This is a genomic window from Pseudomonas sp. FP453 (genome assembly GCF_030687495.1).
Classification (GTDB): domain Bacteria; phylum Pseudomonadota; class Gammaproteobacteria; order Pseudomonadales; family Pseudomonadaceae; genus Aquipseudomonas.
Map to the genome: position 1 here is coordinate 175,403 of NZ_CP117435.1, position 15,522 is coordinate 190,924.

The following is a 15,522-nucleotide window of genomic DNA, read 5'->3' on the forward strand; positions in this document are numbered from 1 at the left end:
CCACGCTTGAGGCTTTCAACATGCAGGAATGGTCATCGCTGCTCAGCGCCCGGACTGGTGACATTGTCGATGTAGGAGCGCAGTGCGTTGTCACCCTGGAAGAGGGTGTCTACAAGGTTTCAGACGAACACTATTTCTTGGCGGATGCTTTTCTAGATGAAGGAAAGGAAAAGCACGGTTTGTTATCCGTCTACTGGGCCAGCAGTGAACCCGGCTTTCGCAGAGCCTACTCCATGGACATTGAAAACGATGACCTGGCTGTACGCCCGCCACCGACCGAATTGCTGCCGGTGGGGGCCGATGGGACCTATGGCCAGATAAAAAACGCGCTAGCTGAGGGCTCGTTTATGGAATGTGCCTCCTACCGCGTGATGACTGACGGCGCATTTATCCACAAGAGTCTGGAAAACGCGTCTGCCTCTTATTATTTTCGCTCGCCTGAAATCCTCAGCGACGAGCTGCCTTTCGCAATCGTGTGGAAGTGTCGATGATCGCTCCCTAACTGCGACCCAGTTCACAAAGCTCCGCCCCTCCTGCACTTCGTTTGAACATTCCGTTTATTCCAATGTCATTACCCCGCCCACCCCATAACCGGTCGGGCTGCATGGACTGCAGCGTTTTCAAATGACATTAAGGATTGATGTGAACCTTCCCCCCTTATTCCCCTGCCTGCCACCGCCCCTTGCGGTGCGCCTTCGTGCGCCTGAGTTTTATGCGGGCGCCCTGGGGGAATGCACGCGGATCACTTGATCCTTTCACTCGGTACACCGACTGCCGCCGGGCCTTTTGGCGGCAGTGAGCCGTCGTTCATGGAGTTAGAAATGAAGCGCAAGCCGTTCCAGAAAACCCTGTTGGCCATCATGGTTGGCGCAATCAGCACACAGGTGCTGGCCGTTGAGTTCGACCTGGGCCAAGGAAAAAACATTTGGGCCAGTGAGACCTTCAACGAGCCCGTCACCATCACCGGGCAGCTGTCCCAAGTGGTCGACCCCAGCACCACCCTGCCAGCGGGCCTGGGCTTTACCGATACCCACATCCAGGGTTCGCTGATCAACCGCGCCGACATTACGCTGGACTCGCAAGGTAAAACGCTCCGTGCGATGACCATCGACCCGATGTACTGGGCCGGCCCGAACAACCTGCCCACCAGCACCATCACGGGGGACGTGATTCAGGCCGGCAATATCCTCATGAGCCACGGCGGTTATGAAGGATTGGAGATCGGCGACGCGACCATTGGCGGCAGTGTGATCAACTCGGGCACGATCCGCTCGACGGCGCCGCAGCCGAATGCACCGACCCTGGGTTTCGTGGGCGGTGGCGAAGGTATTTACCTGCACGGCACCACCATTGGCGGCGACGTTTCCAACACTGGCGTGATCAACATGGACGGCCGTGGCGCCACGGGTCTGATCCTTGATATCGACGGCGCCACCCCGACCACCATCGGCGGCAAGATCCTCAACTCCGGCTCGATCATCGCCACCGGTGAGTATGCCTTGGGCATTGAGGTGGAAACCGTGACCAGCGCGCTGCGTATCGAAAACAGTGGGCTGGTTTCTGCCAATGGCAGCGAGGCGCGCGGCGTATTGTTTTACAACGGCACCATCGATTACATCCTCAACACCGGCACGCTTGAAGCCAAGGGCACCGATGCCAGCGCCTTCGAGTTCCAGGGCGCTACGTTCGCCACCAACAGTGCGAGCGGCGCCCGTGGCATCGTCAACCGTGGCACCATCACCGCTGACGGCACCGCGATCCTGGTGAACGCCGCTGAGCAAACCTCGCCGTTTGAAATCAACCAGCAAGCTGGCGAAATCCGCAGCCACTCAGGGGTTGCCGTGGACGCCGCCAACCTGGCGACGCTGAACTGGACCGGCGGCGCCATCGTCGGCGACCTGCTCAACCTCAACGCAGTCAATGTCGCCGGCCAGGCAAACTTCACCGGGACGCGCATCATCGCGCCGGTCGCGGTCAATTCGGGCTCGCTGAACCTCTCCGCACAAGGCACCACCCTCACCGGCGACCTCAACGTCGCCAACGGCGCCGGCATCGACATGCACCTGTCCGACAGCGTGGTGCCGACCACGGCGTACCTGACGGTCAACGGCAACGCCACCTTCGCCAACGCCTCGAAGCTGACCGTCAGCGCCAACCCCGGCGACTTCGCCAGCACCAACGACGGCACGCAGTACACCCTGCTGCAAGCCTCCAGCGTGCAAGACAACGGCCTGTCCGTGAACAGTGCTTCGGCGCTGCTCGATGTGCTCAGCTATTCGGCCGATGCGCAAACGGTCAAGGCCGTGGTGGCGGTCAAGGCCGACGCGCAAGTCCAGGAAGAACTCGCCGGTGTGGGCGCCAGCGCTGCTTCGGCCACGGCGGTCAATACCTTCAAGAACGACGTGCTCAGTCGCCTCAGCAATGACGACCAGGTGTTCCAGGCCCTGGCCAACGCCGGCACGGCCGCGCAATTGGCGCAGATCAGCGACCAGCTCCAGCCGGACGTCAACCGCGGTGCGCTGGACGTGGCCTTGTCCGGGCAAACCGTGGTCAACGGCGCGATCTTCAACCGCCTCACCGAGCAGCGTGAAAGCCAGCAGCGCGGCGGCGTGTGGGTGCAAGGCCTGAGCAGCAACATGGACCAGGACGGTCGCGGCGGCGCCAACGGCTACTCGGCCAACAGCAGCGGCATGGCGGTGGGTGTGGACGGTCGGGTCAACGACACCACCACCTTGGGCGTGGCCTACAGCTACCTCAACTCCAACATCCATTCCGATCTGGGCAACAAGACCGACGTCGAAGGCCACGCGCTGTCGCTGTACGGTAACTGGTCGCTGCAAGACTGGTTTGTCGATGGCAGCCTCAGCTACGGCCACAACGACAACCAGAGCAAGCGCCACATCGCCGGCACCACGGCCAAGGGCAGCTACGACAGCAACGTGTTGTCCGCCAGCGTGATCGGCGGCTACAGCTTCAAGCCGTCGCAGGCAGTGGTGATCGAGCCTCGTGTGGCCGCGCGTTATGCCAATGTGCGCATGGACGGCTACGACGAGAAGGGTTCGTCGGCCGCGCTGAGCACCCGTTCGCAGCGGTATGAAGTGGGTGAGTTGGGCGCCGGTGTGCGCCTGGCCGGGAACCTGCCGATGGGCGCGGGCAGCTTGCAGCCGGAAGCGACACTGATGGCGTATCACGACCTGATGGGTGATCGTGTCGCGCAGACGTCCAACTATGTGCTGGGTGGTTCGGCGTTTACCGTCACCGGTGCGTCGGTGGCGCGTGACAGCTATGAAGCCAGCGTGGGCGTGAACTACCAGGTGGCGGACTTTACCGTCGGCGCCAGCTACACGCGTCAGGCGCGCAGTGGTTTTGACGCCGATGGCGTGATGCTCAAGGCGCGGTACGCGTTCTAACGGGTAACCACCGCCCCTGTGGCGAGGGAGCAAGCTCCCTCGCCACAGGGGCGGTGTGATTTTGGAGAGGGATTATGAATCGATATGAGGGCAAGCCGTTCCTGCGGCTGTTGGAGTGCTATGTCCTGGCCGCCATCGGTGAGCTGAGCGATGAGCAACAGGCGACCTTGCGTGCCATGGAACCCAAGCTGCACGAGGTGTACGGCGTGTCGGGCAGTTGGCAGGCGGTGATCGAGGCACAAATGGATTTCCCCGCGACGGTCGCCGACAAGATCAGAGAGATATGGCGCACCAACGCCGAGAAGTTTGCCAGCGCCGGTACCCCGATCAACGCTGAAGACTTCGCGCAACACTTTGTGGATACCAATTTTCCTTAAGGACCCTCAATGAAACCCGCAAAACTCTCCCTGCAAGCCTTCCTGATGTCCTGCCTCGTGGCGGGCTGGGGACTGGTCTACGTGGGCCGGATCAAATGGGCGATCTGGGTCGCCGCGATTTTGTACGGCGGCGTCGTGTTGCTCGGCGTGTGCGGCCTGATCGCGTCGCCCATCGGGCTGTACGTGTTTGCCGCCTTCGCGATTGCGGTCAAGCTCAGTTCGGCGATTGTGGCGGCGGTGTTGGCGCGTCGCTACGACGGCCCGCCGGATGTGCCGCGCAAACGCTTCCACGCGCTGTATGTGGGCGTGCTGATGGTGATCACCTTCGTGCTGCTGGAAGTGCTGCGGGGGCCGTTGCTGGGCTTCAAGAACTACTACATTCCGTCGGGCTCGATGGCGCCGACGCTGTCGATCGGCGACTACATCGTTTCCGATCTCAAGGCCGGTGCGCCGAAGGTCGGCGACATCGTGGTGTACCGCTGGAACGGCACCGAGGCGGTCAAGCGTGTGGCCGGCGTGGGCGGGGATACCTTGGCCATCGTCAACGGCGAGCTGATCCACAACGGCGAAAACCTCGGCCTGTTCCACGCCCCGGCTGACCGCGTGAACGGCGCGGCGTCGATGGAGCTGGCGCCGGTTAAAGTCGAGCCGGGTCACGTCTACCTGCTGGGTGACAACCGCAACAACAGCAACGACAGCCGCTTCATGGGCCAGGTCGCCGTTGAGGATGTGGTCGGCAAGATCACCGGGATCTGGTTCTCCGAAGACCGGTCGCGCATCGGGACGACGTTCCCATGAGCAGGACTTTCAGCAGAAGCTTGATGGTGCTCGGGTTCGTCGCGCTTGCCGGCTGCCAGGGCGTGCCCTATCGCGGTGCCGAGGATCAGGCGCGGATCAACCACGACCTCGCCCTGGCGGCAACCCCGGCGCAGTTCATTCCGTTGCGCTGGGCCTATTCGAACTACGGCGTTCAAGACGGCGTGCAGACCGAGGACGCGGTGGCCGTGGTGCAACCCGGGCTTGTCACGCTGGTGGGGTATGAGGGCGGGCACTATGTGCGCAAGGCCAGTTTCCCGGTGGCGACGGTGGATTGTGCCTATGTGTTTGCCAGCGAGAGCAGTGATCGGCCGGTGTGGCTGTTGCAGCAGGAGCGCTACGTGTTCCTGTCGCCGAGCGATCATCGCGGCAATGGCGATAGGGCCAGGCGCGTGCAACTGGTCAAGCAACTGGCGAATGGCGGTTTCCGGATTCAGACCGATGCCCAGGGCTCGGCGTACCGTGCGACCGGGAAGTCGGAGCGGCAGTTGGTGCTCAATACGGTGATTGGGCATCACATGGAGGAAGTCGCCGAGAACCAGGCTTACAACGTGTGCCGGCCGCAATAATTGCGGTGTTTGGGCTATCGCCATCGCGGGCAAGCCCGCTCCCACATTGGAATGCAGTCAACTGTGGGAGCGGGCTTGCCCGCGATGGCGGTCGCCCAGGCAACGACAATGCCGAGTGACAGCGCACGCAACCGACCAAATACACTTGAGAACCCCTCTTAACTCCGTAAAATGCCGCGATTGTTTAAAGCTCGATACTGTTCAGGGATGAATTCATACATGCGCTTGCTCGTCCTCTTTTTCGCCGTCTGCCTCATGGCGGGCTGCGCCTCCAAGCCGGATTACTACATCTCTCCGGCGCCGGTCACCATTCCCAAGACTGCAACCTTCTGGCTCGACACGTTTGATGTTGAGGTGGTGGGTAAAAATGAGCGCTTCCTGCCCGACGACAAGGTTCGCCAAGCGCTGGGTGTCGATATGGTGAAACGCTTGCTCGAAGCAGATCGCTATGCCACCAGCAAGGACAAGGCCGACTATCTGCTGGATATGAACATTGTATACACGCGCCATATCCAGGACTCGAAAGGCGGGCTCGCCACCCTGATCGTCGACGACAACAAGCTGCTGCTCAGTGTCGATTTCAGCTACAAGGTCGCGGTCAGGAAGAACGGCACCGAGGTGCTGCACTTTTCCAAGGCCCTGTATGACCAGGTGCCCGGCGGCGTGATCGGCAACTTCGAGCAGTACAAGACCATGGGCGCCCTGGTGACCAATAAAAGCAACGCCAGTGTCGAAGGCTTCTACTTCAGTGTTTATAGCCGCGACATCGTCAACGACATCCGCAACATTCCCACTCGTTAGTTTTACCTGCCGCACCTGCTGATTTCTCACTCTAGGAGCACTCTGTGAAAGCACTGTCCAAAATCCTGCTGTCGGGCCTCACCGCCGCAGCGCTGCTCGGCGTGGCCGGTTGCGCCACCGAGAGCAACCGCGCCTTGCCGGTGGAAAAAGTCGCCAGCGCCGGTGTCGTCTACAACGGCGTGCGTGTACCGATCGCCGTGGGCAAATTCGACAACCGCTCCAGCTACATGCGCGGCATCTTCTCCGATGGCGTTGACCGCCTCGGCGGCCAGGCCAAGACCATCCTGATCACCCACCTGCAGCAGACCAACCGCTTCAGCGTGCTGGACCGCGACAACATGGGCGAAATCTCCCAGGAAGCGGCGATCAAAGGCACCGTGCAGAAGCTCAAGGGCGCTGACTACGTGGTCACCGGCGACGTCACCGAGTTCGGCCGCAAAGAAACCGGCGACCGCCAGCTGTTCGGCATCCTCGGCCGTGGCAAGACCCAGGTGGCCTACGCCAAAGTCGCGTTGAACATCGTCAACATCAGCACTTCCGAAGTGGTGTATTCCACCCAGGGCGCCGGTGAATATGCGCTGTCCAACCGTGAAGTGGTCGGCTTCGGCGGCACCGCCAGCTACGACTCCACCCTCAATGGCAAGGTCCTGGACCTGGCCATGCGCGAAGCCATCAACCGCTTGGTAGACGGCATCAACGCCGGCGCCTGGAACCCGCGCAACTGATCAGCAACACCTCAAGGAGCAGTACACGGATGAGCAAGGCAGTGAAGTTGGCGCTGATGCTGACAGCAAGTGCAGTAGTCGCCGGGTGCCACACGGCGCCCCAGCCCCTGTATCAATGGGAAAGCTACCAGCCGCAGGTTTACGAGTACTTCAAGGGCGAGCCCAAGGAAGCGCAGGTCGAGGCGCTGGAACGGGATCTGCAGAAGATCAACGCCAGTGGCCGTAAAGCCCCGCCGGGTTACCACGCGCACCTGGGCATGCTGTACCTGAGCATGGGCAAGGACGACCAGATGGTGCAGGAATTCCGCACCGAGAAGGCACTGTTCCCCGAGTCCGCCTCCTACATGGACTTTCTGCTGAAAAACGCCAAGACCGGAGTCGCCACCAAATGAGCCTATTGAAACTCACTGGCGCCTTGCTGGCCCTGGCCTTGCTCGGCGGTTGCGCGGCCCCCAAGACCATCGACTACACCGCGTACAAACAGGCGCGGCCCAAGTCGATCCTGGTGCTGCCGCCGCTCAATGAGTCGCCGGAAGTGCAGGCGTCCTACAGCCTGGTGTCGCAAGTCACCTACCCGTTGGCCGAAGCCGGTTACTACGTGTTGCCGATTGCCCTGGTGGACGAAACCTTCCGCCAGAACGGCCTGACCACCGCCAACGATATCCAGGCTCTGCCGCCAACCAAGCTGCATGACATCTTTGGTGCGGACGCGGCGCTGTACATCACCGTTACCGAGTACGGCACCAAGTACATGCTGATCGCCAGCGACACAGCGGTGACGGCCTCGGCCAAACTGGTCGACCTGCGCACCGGCACCACCCTGTGGACCGGCTCGGCGCGGGCCTCCAGCGAGGAGGGCAACAACAACGGCGGCGGCCTGGTGGGCATGCTGATCACGGCGGCGGTCAAGCAGGTGATCAACAGTTCTACCGACGCGGCGCATCCGATTGCCGGTATCACCAGTGCGCGCCTGCTGTCGCCGGGGCAACGCACGGGGATCCTGTACGGTCCGCGTAATCCGAAATACGGTACCGACTAAGTCCTCGGTTCCGCAGGCAAAGGCCCTTCCCGGCATCGATCGGGGAGGGCCTTTGTCGTTGTGGGCCACGCTTTCAGTCGCGTCGGTCGTTCAGGCGATAACGGCTGCTTGCAACGCTTTGAACGATGTCGTCGGGTTTGACCTGCCCATGCGTCTTGATCAGCAGGTCGGCGTGGCCGTTGCCATCCAGGTCGATGGCGACACTGCCCGTGCCGGTGGTTTCGTCATACGCCAATAGTGTCTCGCCTGCCTTGCCGCTGAAGGCCTGGACAAAACTCAGCGCAGGGGCCTTGGCTTTTTGCAGGGCGCCGGACACATCGATCTTGTCGGTGCCGCTGGTGAAGTCCAGGATCGTATCGGGGTGCTTGGGGGTGGAGTCACGGGCGTCGTTGTAGACGAATGTATCCGCGCCGCCACCGCCGCGCTTCTGCTCCGCCCCGGGGCCACCGGTGAGGCGGTTGCCCGCGTCATTGCCGTCACCGTCCCAGATACAGGCGATGTTGAACCCACCGTTGTGGGCGCGGCGGGGCGCTGTAGGGCGTGAAGAACGCAGGTACACCAGAATGTATTTTCATTGTTATACCGTTGAACGCGGCTTGTTTTTATCCTTGGTCGAGTCTGTAGGCAAAGTCTTTTTGCGGTGCGATAAGTTGCCATTGCGCAAACCGGACTCCAATCGTTCAACTATTACCTGATGGTGGTTTAAGAGTCGCTGTCGCACGTGGTTGCAGCTATCTGGAGTGTGGTTTTTCTGTTCGTGGGTTGGCGCAGGGCGAGTTCCCACTTTATTTGTCTGGTCTTTTTTCGAAAATCCGGCCGATGGACAACAAAAGAACCACACACCGCCTTTCAAGACCGCGTTATCTGCCGAAGGGGTTTAAGAAAAAACTCGGCGTTTAACCCGAGCACCGATCCTGTCGCGTCTGAAGGAGTGAACGCATCATTCACCCCTCGAGGTTCAGCCGCCATGTCTCGTCATTTCCAACCGCTCCTGCGTCCCGTCGCACAAGGCCTCGCCATCGCTTCGTGGATGGCGCTGGCGGGTTGTGGCGTGTCCACGTCCCCAAACGCTGCCAAGCCCACCGAGGCCGCAGAGGTCATGCCCGGTCTCGCACCGCCCAGCGAGCAGGTGCGCGTCGAAGGTGCTCTGGTCAAGCGCGCGGCCTCCGCGCCCATGGCGGCACCGCTGATGATGAGTGACGAGCGGGTCAGCCCATATCGCAGCGAGCCTGGTGAGCAATATGAGCGCCTGCCGGACAACCCGGTGCAGCGGGTTGCCGAAACGCCCGTCTCGACCTTTAGCGTGGATGTCGATACCGGCAGCTACGCCAACGTACGACGCTTCCTCAACCAAGGTAGTCTGCCGCCCGAAGGAGCCGTAAGACTGGAGGAAATGGTCAACTACTTCCCCTACAACTACGTATTGCCCACCGATGGCTCGCCCTTCGGCGTGAGCACTGAAGTCGCCGCTACGCCTTGGAATCCACACACCCAACTGCTGCGTATTGGCATCCAGGCGTCTGATCGTGCGGTGGCGGACCTGGCGCCGGCCAACCTGGTGTTTCTAGTGGACGTGTCCGGCTCCATGGACCGCCGCGAAGGCTTGCCCCTGGTGAAAAGCACCCTGAACTTGCTGGTGGATCAGTTGCGCGATCAGGACCGCGTGTCACTGGTGGTCTACGCCGGCGAGTCGCGCGTGGTGCTGCAGCCCACCTCCGGTCGCGACAAGGCCAAGATCCGCAACGCCATCAGTCAGCTGGCCGCCGGAGGCTCAACGGCGGGCGCCTCGGGTATCGAACTGGCCTACCAGATGGCCCGCGAAGGGTTTATCGACAACGGCATCAATCGCATCCTGCTGGCCACCGACGGTGATTTCAATGTGGGCGTCAGCGATTTTGACAGCCTCAAGCAGATGGCCACCCGGCAGCGCAAAAGCGGCGTGTCCCTCACCACCTTGGGCTTCGGTGTGGATAACTACAACGAGCACTTGATGGAACAACTGGCCGACGCGGGTGATGGCAACTACGCCTACATCGACAACCTGCGTGAAGCGCGCAAAGTACTGGTGGACCAGCTCAGCTCGACCCTGGCGGTGGTGGCACGGGATGTGAAACTGCAGGTGGAATTCAACCCGGCGCGCGTCAGCGAATATCGTTTGCTCGGCTATGAAAACCGCGCCTTGAAGCGTGAGGATTTCAGCAACGACAAGGTTGATGCGGGTGAGATTGGTGCGGGGCATACGCTCACTGCGTTGTATGAAATCGTCCCGGCGGGCGAGAAGGGCTGGTTGGAACCGTTGCGCTACGCTGCCGGGTCCAAGGTGCAAAACAACGCCGATGAACTGGCCATGTTGCGTGTGCGCTACAAGCCTGCAGCCGGCGGTGACAGCAAGCTGATCGAGCGGCCCATCAATAACCCGCCCACCCAGGCCAGCGCCGACCTGCGTTTCTCGGCTGCCGTGGCCGCCTTCGCCCAACAGCTCCAGGACGATGGCCGCTACACTGGCAGCATGAGCTTGCGGGACACTGCTGCACTGGCCCGCTCGGCCCTCGGCGATGACCCCTTTGGGCTGCGCCATGAGTTTGTGCAACTGGTGGAGTTGGCGCAGAGCCTCAAGCCCGGCTCCCACAGGTAACCTGCATTGATCCATCGAAAGGAGTTCGCCATCGACATGGCCGTTCCAGAAGACGCACCCAGCGACGAATCGCTGCTGGCCCGCTATCGAACCGGGGACGGTGCCGCGTTCGAGGCCCTGTACGCGCGGCACCGCCAAGGCTTGTACCGATTCCTGGTGTCCCTGAGCAACAAAACCGAACTGGCCGAGGAAATATTCCAGGACACCTGGCTCAGCCTGATCCGTAGCACCACCCAGCCACAGGGCCGGGCGAGTTTTCGTACGTGGTTGTTCCAGATTGCCCGCAACCGCCTGATCGACCACTGGCGCAAGCACGGCATCCACAACCCGCTGCACGACAGCTACGACGAGCAATTGCACGCCCAGGCCGACGACCGCGCCGGCCCCGAGCAGCAGTTGAGCCTGAGCCGCGACCAGGCACGGCTCGACGCTGCCCTGCTAGACCTGCCAGAAGACCAGCGCGAAGTCTTCCTGCTACGCCTGCACGGCGACCTTGAAGTGCCGCAAATCGCCACCCTCACGGGCGCCCCGCTGGAAACCGTAAAAAGCCGCCTGCGCTACGCCCAGCAGAAACTGCGCCGCCTGCTGGCCGAGGAGATACCCGCATGACCGACTCCCGACACACGCCAGATTCCGACGACGTGCTGCTCCAGCACTTCCGTCAACACAGCACGGGTGAGCCACCTGCGTCCCTCGACGCGTTCATCCTCGCCACCGCCCGCCGCGAAGCCCCGGTGCCGCAACCGAACCTGTGGCAACGCTGGCTGCAAGCCTGCCAACGGCCGCGCTGGCAAATGGCGTTCGCCACCGTCGCAGGCTTGGCGCTGATGGTTGGCGTGGTCACGCGCTCGCCCGTGCCACAGCCGGAAATATCCAGCGCGACCTTCTCCGCGCTCCACGAAGAAGCCGCCAGCCCGCCGCCGCCCATGATGTCCGCCCCCGCGCCGGTGGCTCGTATGGCTGCTGCGTCCAAGGACGAGAGTGTGCAGGTCATGGGCTCGATGGCAGATGAGTCCACCGCCAAACTCAGCAAGCGTGCGCCGGTGGTGTTGCCTTCATTGGAGGAGGGGTTGCGGGAGATTGTGCGACTGCGTGAGGCAGGACAGACCAAGGAGGCGGATGAAAAGCTACTGCTATTGCATGAGCGTTTTCGCGCAGAAGACTTGCCTGCGCGGTTGGACGCGCTGAAAAAACCTTGAGTGCGCAACATCGCGCCTGCATCAATTTGTGGCCCGCCAGTCACTCGACGCTGGCGGGCGCGAGTCTGGCTTAGAACTCGGCCACCCTTTTTTCGACTCGGGTGGGGTCTATCAGGTCGAGTATGTCGCTATAGGTCATGCCCAGGGTCTTCAACGGATGTTCCAACATGAGCGTGTCCACTTTGTTTGATACCTTCTCCCACTCCAGGCTGGACATATCCACATAGTCCGGGATATTCCTCAGGAGAGACGCCGGCGAGTACTTCCATAGCTGCAGATAGGCAACGGTGCCCGCCATTTCAGGCGTTGTTTGTCCTTGCTTGACCAAGAACGCTTGTAGATGTTCGAAAGTGTTGGCTGCACTGCTGTCTCCCGCGCCCCAGTCAAAGCCTCTTATGGAATAGTTGTTACTGTCCGGAATCGAATCGACCATCTGGCTGGCGAGCCCCGCCATCCCCCACGTCAAAGCGTTGAACGTCGAGCCGCCGAACTTGGTCTGGAGAGCGTGCGACATTTCCTTGCCCATCGGCGTATTGAGCATCGCGTTCAGCTCACGGGTTGCTACGCCCTCAAGGCTTTTCCACTCGTCAGCCGGCACCTGGTCTCGCATCGCGTCGAGACTGGGTGGTGGCTTCATGCTTTGCAGAAAACTGAGAATTTCTTGTTGCATCTGCGGGTGAAGGGGGTCCTGACCGAACCCAGCATGGCTTTTGGTTTGGGCGGCGGCGCTGGTCTTGGTGGACTCTGTGGGTGAAGTCATAGTGCCTGGCACTACGGAGTGGGGCTGATTGTTAAGTGACAACATAGGCATTTATCCGCTGGGAGTTGGAAGAAGACCTGCCAGGGAGAGCTGGCAGTCTCTATCTGTGTAAACCGTCAAAGATCTGGTTCCCAGCGACCACAAAAAAGCCCCAGGCCTTTCGACCTGGGGCTTTTTCATCTGTGTATGGTGCCCCGGCGTCGTTTGAACTGAGTAGGAAAAGTACCGTATCTACTGGGCCTCGTTGGGTATGATTCGGTTAGGCATACACGTAGGCATACAGGAGGCCGTTTCCTAGGCGGGTTTGGGGGCGCTCGGACCAGCATCCCCATTGGACTTTTTAGAAGGTGTTTTAAGTTCAGGCTTGAGCAACGTTTTTCTCACCACGCGGTTTGAGGCATTGTCGATTTTGTAGACAGTATCTTTGATTTGGAGATAGGTCGATTTCGTATCGGCCACGATCAGCCGACCGGTAAGCGTCTCTTTCTGCTCTGTGACAATGGTGTGTTCTCTTGATAGTCCGTAGCTTGCTTGCACCCCGGTTTCCGCTTCGTAAGTTTTTTCTGCTCGTTCGATGCCGTTCCGAACGGCTACCGTCGGAGCGATAAATATCATCATAAGCACGACTCCTACCAGCACGCTTCTCTGGACCATGCCCCCAAACGATCTGGCGTCGTGCATCGCAAAAAAGAGAAATGTGACAGCCGCCCCCAAGCAAATAAATACTGCCCCTGGGATGTAAGCACCGAGCACGGGCACCTTATCTACAGTATCCATTAGCTCGGAGAACGTGTAGCTGTAGCCATACACCAGCAGCGTAGGAGTGCCAAGCTCAAGCTCGCTTGTTCCTATACCAAATTGCTCGTAGTACGCCGCAAGCTCTAGATAACCCCAGACGATCAGAATTGCCTGCGACACCACGATTAGGAGCGTCCCGAATTTAAACACCAGATCGGCATCGATCCTTTTCGCCTGAACAGGCATGGTGCTGACCTTGTCGAGGGGAGATGGTCCCGCTAGCGGCTGCACTATGTTGATCGGGGTGGTGAGTTCTACCCGAACCGTTCTATCGCGTTTCCAGAACATGTCTCTCATCCTTGAACCTATGGAGGGCCGAGACGATAACTAAAGCGGTGCTGTGATGCTAGAAGTCGCTGGGGACCCTGAGGTTTTAGCTCTGGTACGGGGCATGAAACCCGCGGGATCGAGTTAGTGGGAGGTGGTGGAAGTTACTGAAATTTCAATCGTTGAAATTGAAAGGATCTTGAAGAAAAAGGACCATCCTTACAGCTTCGGTAAAGGTGGCTTTGTCTGTTGCTGATAGTGAACACCTGCATGGCGTCAACCAGGGTGATGGCTGTCAACCACGTCAACCTGTCAACCGACTTAAAAAATCCAGCCGCTAACACGAACGCGCGGGTTCTATGCCCCGTGTCTATCCGAAATGCCCAGGGTCCCCAGCGGCTTTACGATTCATAGGGCAAATGCACTGGTGAACAGCAGTTCACCTGTTCACTAAGCTGGGCACCTTTCCGCTGACACGATAACGCGGGTTCTATGCCCCGCACGTAGAAGAATGCTTGAGGGCCCCCACCATCGAACCAAAGCCGAGAGCATGACCATCCGCTTCGCTGAAGGAGCAATACTAACGGGGCAGGGGGCTACCTTAATAAACCCGTGTTACGAGTGTTACGCTTGTTACGTAGCCATATAACTATCTGATTTTATTAGATTTTATTAGCGTTACACAGCTGTGACTGGTTCGCCGATGTGCGTGTTACATGGCAAACAGGTGTTACATAAATGAAAGCCTTAGGAGGATCTGGTTGTGATGGTTACGGCGGGTGTCGTCGAACTATGGCTTTCGTTCAGAAGGGCTGTTACTGGCCAAAAGTTGCCAATCGCGAACGGCACTAATCGACCAAAAGCAGACGTTCGGGATCGGCGAGTTTCGGCCAAAAGGAGCCGGTCGCATGCGTCAAGGATATAAGGGACAATTAAAGTGCTCTCAGCTGATCTTGTCTACGACCGAGAAGGCGCTACGATGAAGGCGCGTTACGCCGTTTTCTGGAACTGAAAAGACGGATAAAGAGTAAACAAAAGTTCATTATGGAGGTTCATATGAGTGGCTATTTAGACTCTATTCCGCATCCGTGGAATCGGAAGCAGATTATGGCGGCAATGACACACAAATTTACGGAAGTTAAGCCATCAATTGAAAGAACTCCCGGCGGAAAAATCTGGAATGACTTGAAAGGGCTGGATGATACGGTATGGATTTTCTATACAAGCATTTCCGAGCTCATTGATGAGATTTGTATCTTTGGCGAGCGAAGCAAGGATCCAGAATTCTGGAATGAAAGAAATGAAAAAACGGCAGAACACTATACAAGAGAGGTCAAGCGAAAACTTTACTACTGCACTTCCTCGCTTATGACATTAGTGGAGGTTGCGAGAAACTTTGACAAAAGACACGATACAAATGGGGTAGGGGTAAAAAGAGCTGAATTTTTCACTACGCCTGGATTGCACGATTTCTTACAGGACTTGCGTAACTTCAGTACTCATTGGCGCATTGCCGAAGCCAATTGGTCAATAAACTACAATATGAAAAATGGTACGCGTACGGTGCACTTTCAAATAACCAAGGAAGATTTATTTGCATGGAGAAAATGGACTGCTAACTCGAAATGCTACATCCAGGCTTTAAATGGCAGTGTTGACGTATACGAAACTCTCACAACATACAAAAAACAAGCACAGGCATATTACTCATGGCACAAAGGCGTTGTAATTGAACAAAACGCTCTGTCTCTGCAACAATATTTTGAGTATACAAAAATTCATGAGGGCCTTCGGCAGTATCAAAAATGGAACATGCTCCTTTCGCATGCAAAGAACAACACAAATCCTTATCAATACTTGGCAAAGTTTCTCTCACGCTCTCAAATTGAGTCGGTGCTTTCTTATCCCAAGCACAGCGAACAACAGGTGGATGCTTTGATAAGGGCAGTAGACATGTATCAGATCTGCGACAAAAATCTCAAAGCCAAACTTATGAAGGTCTTTTCGGTCTCCGAGTAATTAATACTTGTTTGGCCGCTAAGTTGATCTGCGCCGCCGGACGGGGAATTAGCTACTATTGCATGGTGCGCAAAGCTTACTACTCCCAAAACAATCAAATAAGGAAT

The 15,522-nt window shown here is 58.7% G+C and carries 16 protein-coding genes; 13 read left to right on the top strand and 3 right to left on the bottom strand.

The genetic code is table 11. The features are described from left to right. Positions 1–20: 20 nt before the first annotated feature. From PSH87_RS00810 to PSH87_RS00850, 9 genes are all read left to right on the top strand, one after another. The gene (locus PSH87_RS00810) at positions 21–491 is read left to right on the top strand and encodes a hypothetical protein (RefSeq protein WP_305432103.1); all 471 of its coding nucleotides are present in this window, start codon (positions 21–23) and stop codon (positions 489–491) included. Between the two features lie 330 nt (positions 492–821). Continuing rightward, a complete protein-coding gene (locus tag PSH87_RS00815; protein WP_305432104.1) occupies positions 822–3,410 on the top strand; it encodes an autotransporter outer membrane beta-barrel domain-containing protein in 2,589 nt (862 codons plus the stop codon). Between the two features lie 74 nt (positions 3,411–3,484). Continuing rightward, positions 3,485–3,787, top strand: coding sequence for a hypothetical protein (locus PSH87_RS00820; protein ID WP_017739200.1), 303 nt, complete (start codon positions 3,485–3,487; stop codon positions 3,785–3,787). 9 nt (positions 3,788–3,796) lie between these two features. Next, positions 3,797–4,585, top strand: coding sequence for a signal peptidase I (gene lepB, locus PSH87_RS00825; RefSeq protein WP_305432107.1), 789 nt, complete (start codon positions 3,797–3,799; stop codon positions 4,583–4,585). Continuing rightward, positions 4,582–5,172 carry a hypothetical protein gene (locus tag PSH87_RS00830; protein WP_305432109.1) on the top strand — a complete coding sequence of 197 codons (591 nt, stop codon included), beginning with the start codon at positions 4,582–4,584 and terminating at the stop codon, positions 5,170–5,172. Before lepB ends, PSH87_RS00830 begins: the two co-directional genes overlap by 4 nt. A 219-nt stretch (positions 5,173–5,391) precedes the next feature. Further along, positions 5,392–5,973, top strand: coding sequence for a hypothetical protein (locus tag PSH87_RS00835; protein WP_017739197.1), 582 nt, complete (start codon positions 5,392–5,394; stop codon positions 5,971–5,973). A 44-nt stretch (positions 5,974–6,017) separates the two neighbouring features. Continuing rightward, positions 6,018–6,698 carry a CsgG/HfaB family protein gene (locus PSH87_RS00840; protein WP_017739196.1) on the top strand — a complete coding sequence of 227 codons (681 nt, stop codon included), beginning with the start codon at positions 6,018–6,020 and terminating at the stop codon, positions 6,696–6,698. A gap of 29 nt (positions 6,699–6,727) precedes the next feature. Continuing rightward, positions 6,728–7,090: a DUF4810 domain-containing protein gene (locus PSH87_RS00845; protein WP_017739195.1), complete on the top strand. Its 363-nt coding sequence runs from the start codon at positions 6,728–6,730 to the stop codon at positions 7,088–7,090. Beyond that, positions 7,087–7,737, top strand: coding sequence for a DUF799 domain-containing protein (locus tag PSH87_RS00850; RefSeq protein WP_017739194.1), 651 nt, complete (start codon positions 7,087–7,089; stop codon positions 7,735–7,737). The genes PSH87_RS00845 and PSH87_RS00850 overlap by 4 nt, the downstream gene beginning before the upstream one ends. Positions 7,738–7,810: 73 nt before the next feature. Here PSH87_RS00850 and PSH87_RS00855 read toward each other — a convergent pair whose 3' ends face one another. Next, complete coding sequence (locus PSH87_RS00855; RefSeq protein ID WP_305432112.1) at positions 7,811–8,296, bottom strand: M10 family metallopeptidase C-terminal domain-containing protein; 486 nt, start codon at positions 8,294–8,296, stop codon at positions 7,811–7,813. 408 nt (positions 8,297–8,704) lie between these two features. Between PSH87_RS00855 and PSH87_RS00860 the strand changes: the two genes are divergently transcribed. From PSH87_RS00860 to PSH87_RS00870, 3 genes are read left to right on the top strand one after another with little or no spacing between them, the layout of a single operon-like run. Further along, positions 8,705–10,372, top strand: coding sequence for a VWA domain-containing protein (locus PSH87_RS00860; RefSeq protein ID WP_305432113.1), 1,668 nt, complete (start codon positions 8,705–8,707; stop codon positions 10,370–10,372). 36 nt (positions 10,373–10,408) lie between these two features. Beyond that, complete coding sequence (locus PSH87_RS00865; protein ID WP_017739192.1) at positions 10,409–10,981, top strand: RNA polymerase sigma factor; 573 nt, start codon at positions 10,409–10,411, stop codon at positions 10,979–10,981. Then, positions 10,978–11,571 (top strand): hypothetical protein, encoded by a 594-nt coding sequence (locus tag PSH87_RS00870; protein WP_305432114.1) that lies wholly within the window; start codon positions 10,978–10,980, stop codon positions 11,569–11,571. Before PSH87_RS00865 ends, PSH87_RS00870 begins: the two co-directional genes overlap by 4 nt. Before the next feature lie 70 nt (positions 11,572–11,641). Here PSH87_RS00870 and PSH87_RS00875 read toward each other — a convergent pair whose 3' ends face one another. Together PSH87_RS00875 and PSH87_RS00880 are read right to left on the bottom strand one after the other, a co-directional pair. Then, positions 11,642–12,331 carry a hypothetical protein gene (locus PSH87_RS00875; protein WP_305432115.1) on the bottom strand — a complete coding sequence of 230 codons (690 nt, stop codon included), beginning with the start codon at positions 12,329–12,331 and terminating at the stop codon, positions 11,642–11,644. A 294-nt stretch (positions 12,332–12,625) separates the two neighbouring features. After that, on the bottom strand, positions 12,626–13,417 hold the full coding sequence (locus PSH87_RS00880) for a hypothetical protein (protein WP_305432117.1): 792 nt from the start codon (positions 13,415–13,417) through the stop codon (positions 12,626–12,628). 1,035 nt (positions 13,418–14,452) lie between these two features. Here PSH87_RS00880 and PSH87_RS00885 point away from each other — a divergent pair. Next, on the top strand, positions 14,453–15,415 hold the full coding sequence (locus PSH87_RS00885) for a hypothetical protein (protein ID WP_305432118.1): 963 nt from the start codon (positions 14,453–14,455) through the stop codon (positions 15,413–15,415). The last annotated feature ends 107 nt before the right edge of the window (positions 15,416–15,522 follow it).

Excerpts from the sequence above, each read along its gene's own strand:
- PSH87_RS00810 (WP_305432103.1), top strand. The coding sequence starts at position 21 with ATGCAGGAATGGTCATCGCTGCTCAGCGCCCGGACTGGTGACATTGTC.
- PSH87_RS00815 (WP_305432104.1), top strand. The coding sequence starts at position 822 with ATGAAGCGCAAGCCGTTCCAGAAAACCCTGTTGGCCATCATGGTTGGC.
- PSH87_RS00820 (WP_017739200.1), top strand. The coding sequence starts at position 3,485 with ATGAATCGATATGAGGGCAAGCCGTTCCTGCGGCTGTTGGAGTGCTAT.
- lepB (WP_305432107.1), top strand. The coding sequence starts at position 3,797 with ATGAAACCCGCAAAACTCTCCCTGCAAGCCTTCCTGATGTCCTGCCTC.
- PSH87_RS00830 (WP_305432109.1), top strand. The coding sequence starts at position 4,582 with ATGAGCAGGACTTTCAGCAGAAGCTTGATGGTGCTCGGGTTCGTCGCG.
- PSH87_RS00835 (WP_017739197.1), top strand. The coding sequence starts at position 5,392 with ATGCGCTTGCTCGTCCTCTTTTTCGCCGTCTGCCTCATGGCGGGCTGC.
- PSH87_RS00845 (WP_017739195.1), top strand. The coding sequence starts at position 6,728 with ATGAGCAAGGCAGTGAAGTTGGCGCTGATGCTGACAGCAAGTGCAGTA.
- PSH87_RS00850 (WP_017739194.1), top strand. The coding sequence starts at position 7,087 with ATGAGCCTATTGAAACTCACTGGCGCCTTGCTGGCCCTGGCCTTGCTC.
- PSH87_RS00860 (WP_305432113.1), top strand. The coding sequence starts at position 8,705 with ATGTCTCGTCATTTCCAACCGCTCCTGCGTCCCGTCGCACAAGGCCTC.
- PSH87_RS00865 (WP_017739192.1), top strand. The coding sequence starts at position 10,409 with ATGGCCGTTCCAGAAGACGCACCCAGCGACGAATCGCTGCTGGCCCGC.
- PSH87_RS00870 (WP_305432114.1), top strand. The coding sequence starts at position 10,978 with ATGACCGACTCCCGACACACGCCAGATTCCGACGACGTGCTGCTCCAG.
- PSH87_RS00875 (WP_305432115.1), bottom strand. The coding sequence starts at position 12,331 with ATGACTTCACCCACAGAGTCCACCAAGACCAGCGCCGCCGCCCAAACC.
- PSH87_RS00880 (WP_305432117.1), bottom strand. The coding sequence starts at position 13,417 with ATGTTCTGGAAACGCGATAGAACGGTTCGGGTAGAACTCACCACCCCG.
- PSH87_RS00885 (WP_305432118.1), top strand. The coding sequence starts at position 14,453 with ATGAGTGGCTATTTAGACTCTATTCCGCATCCGTGGAATCGGAAGCAG.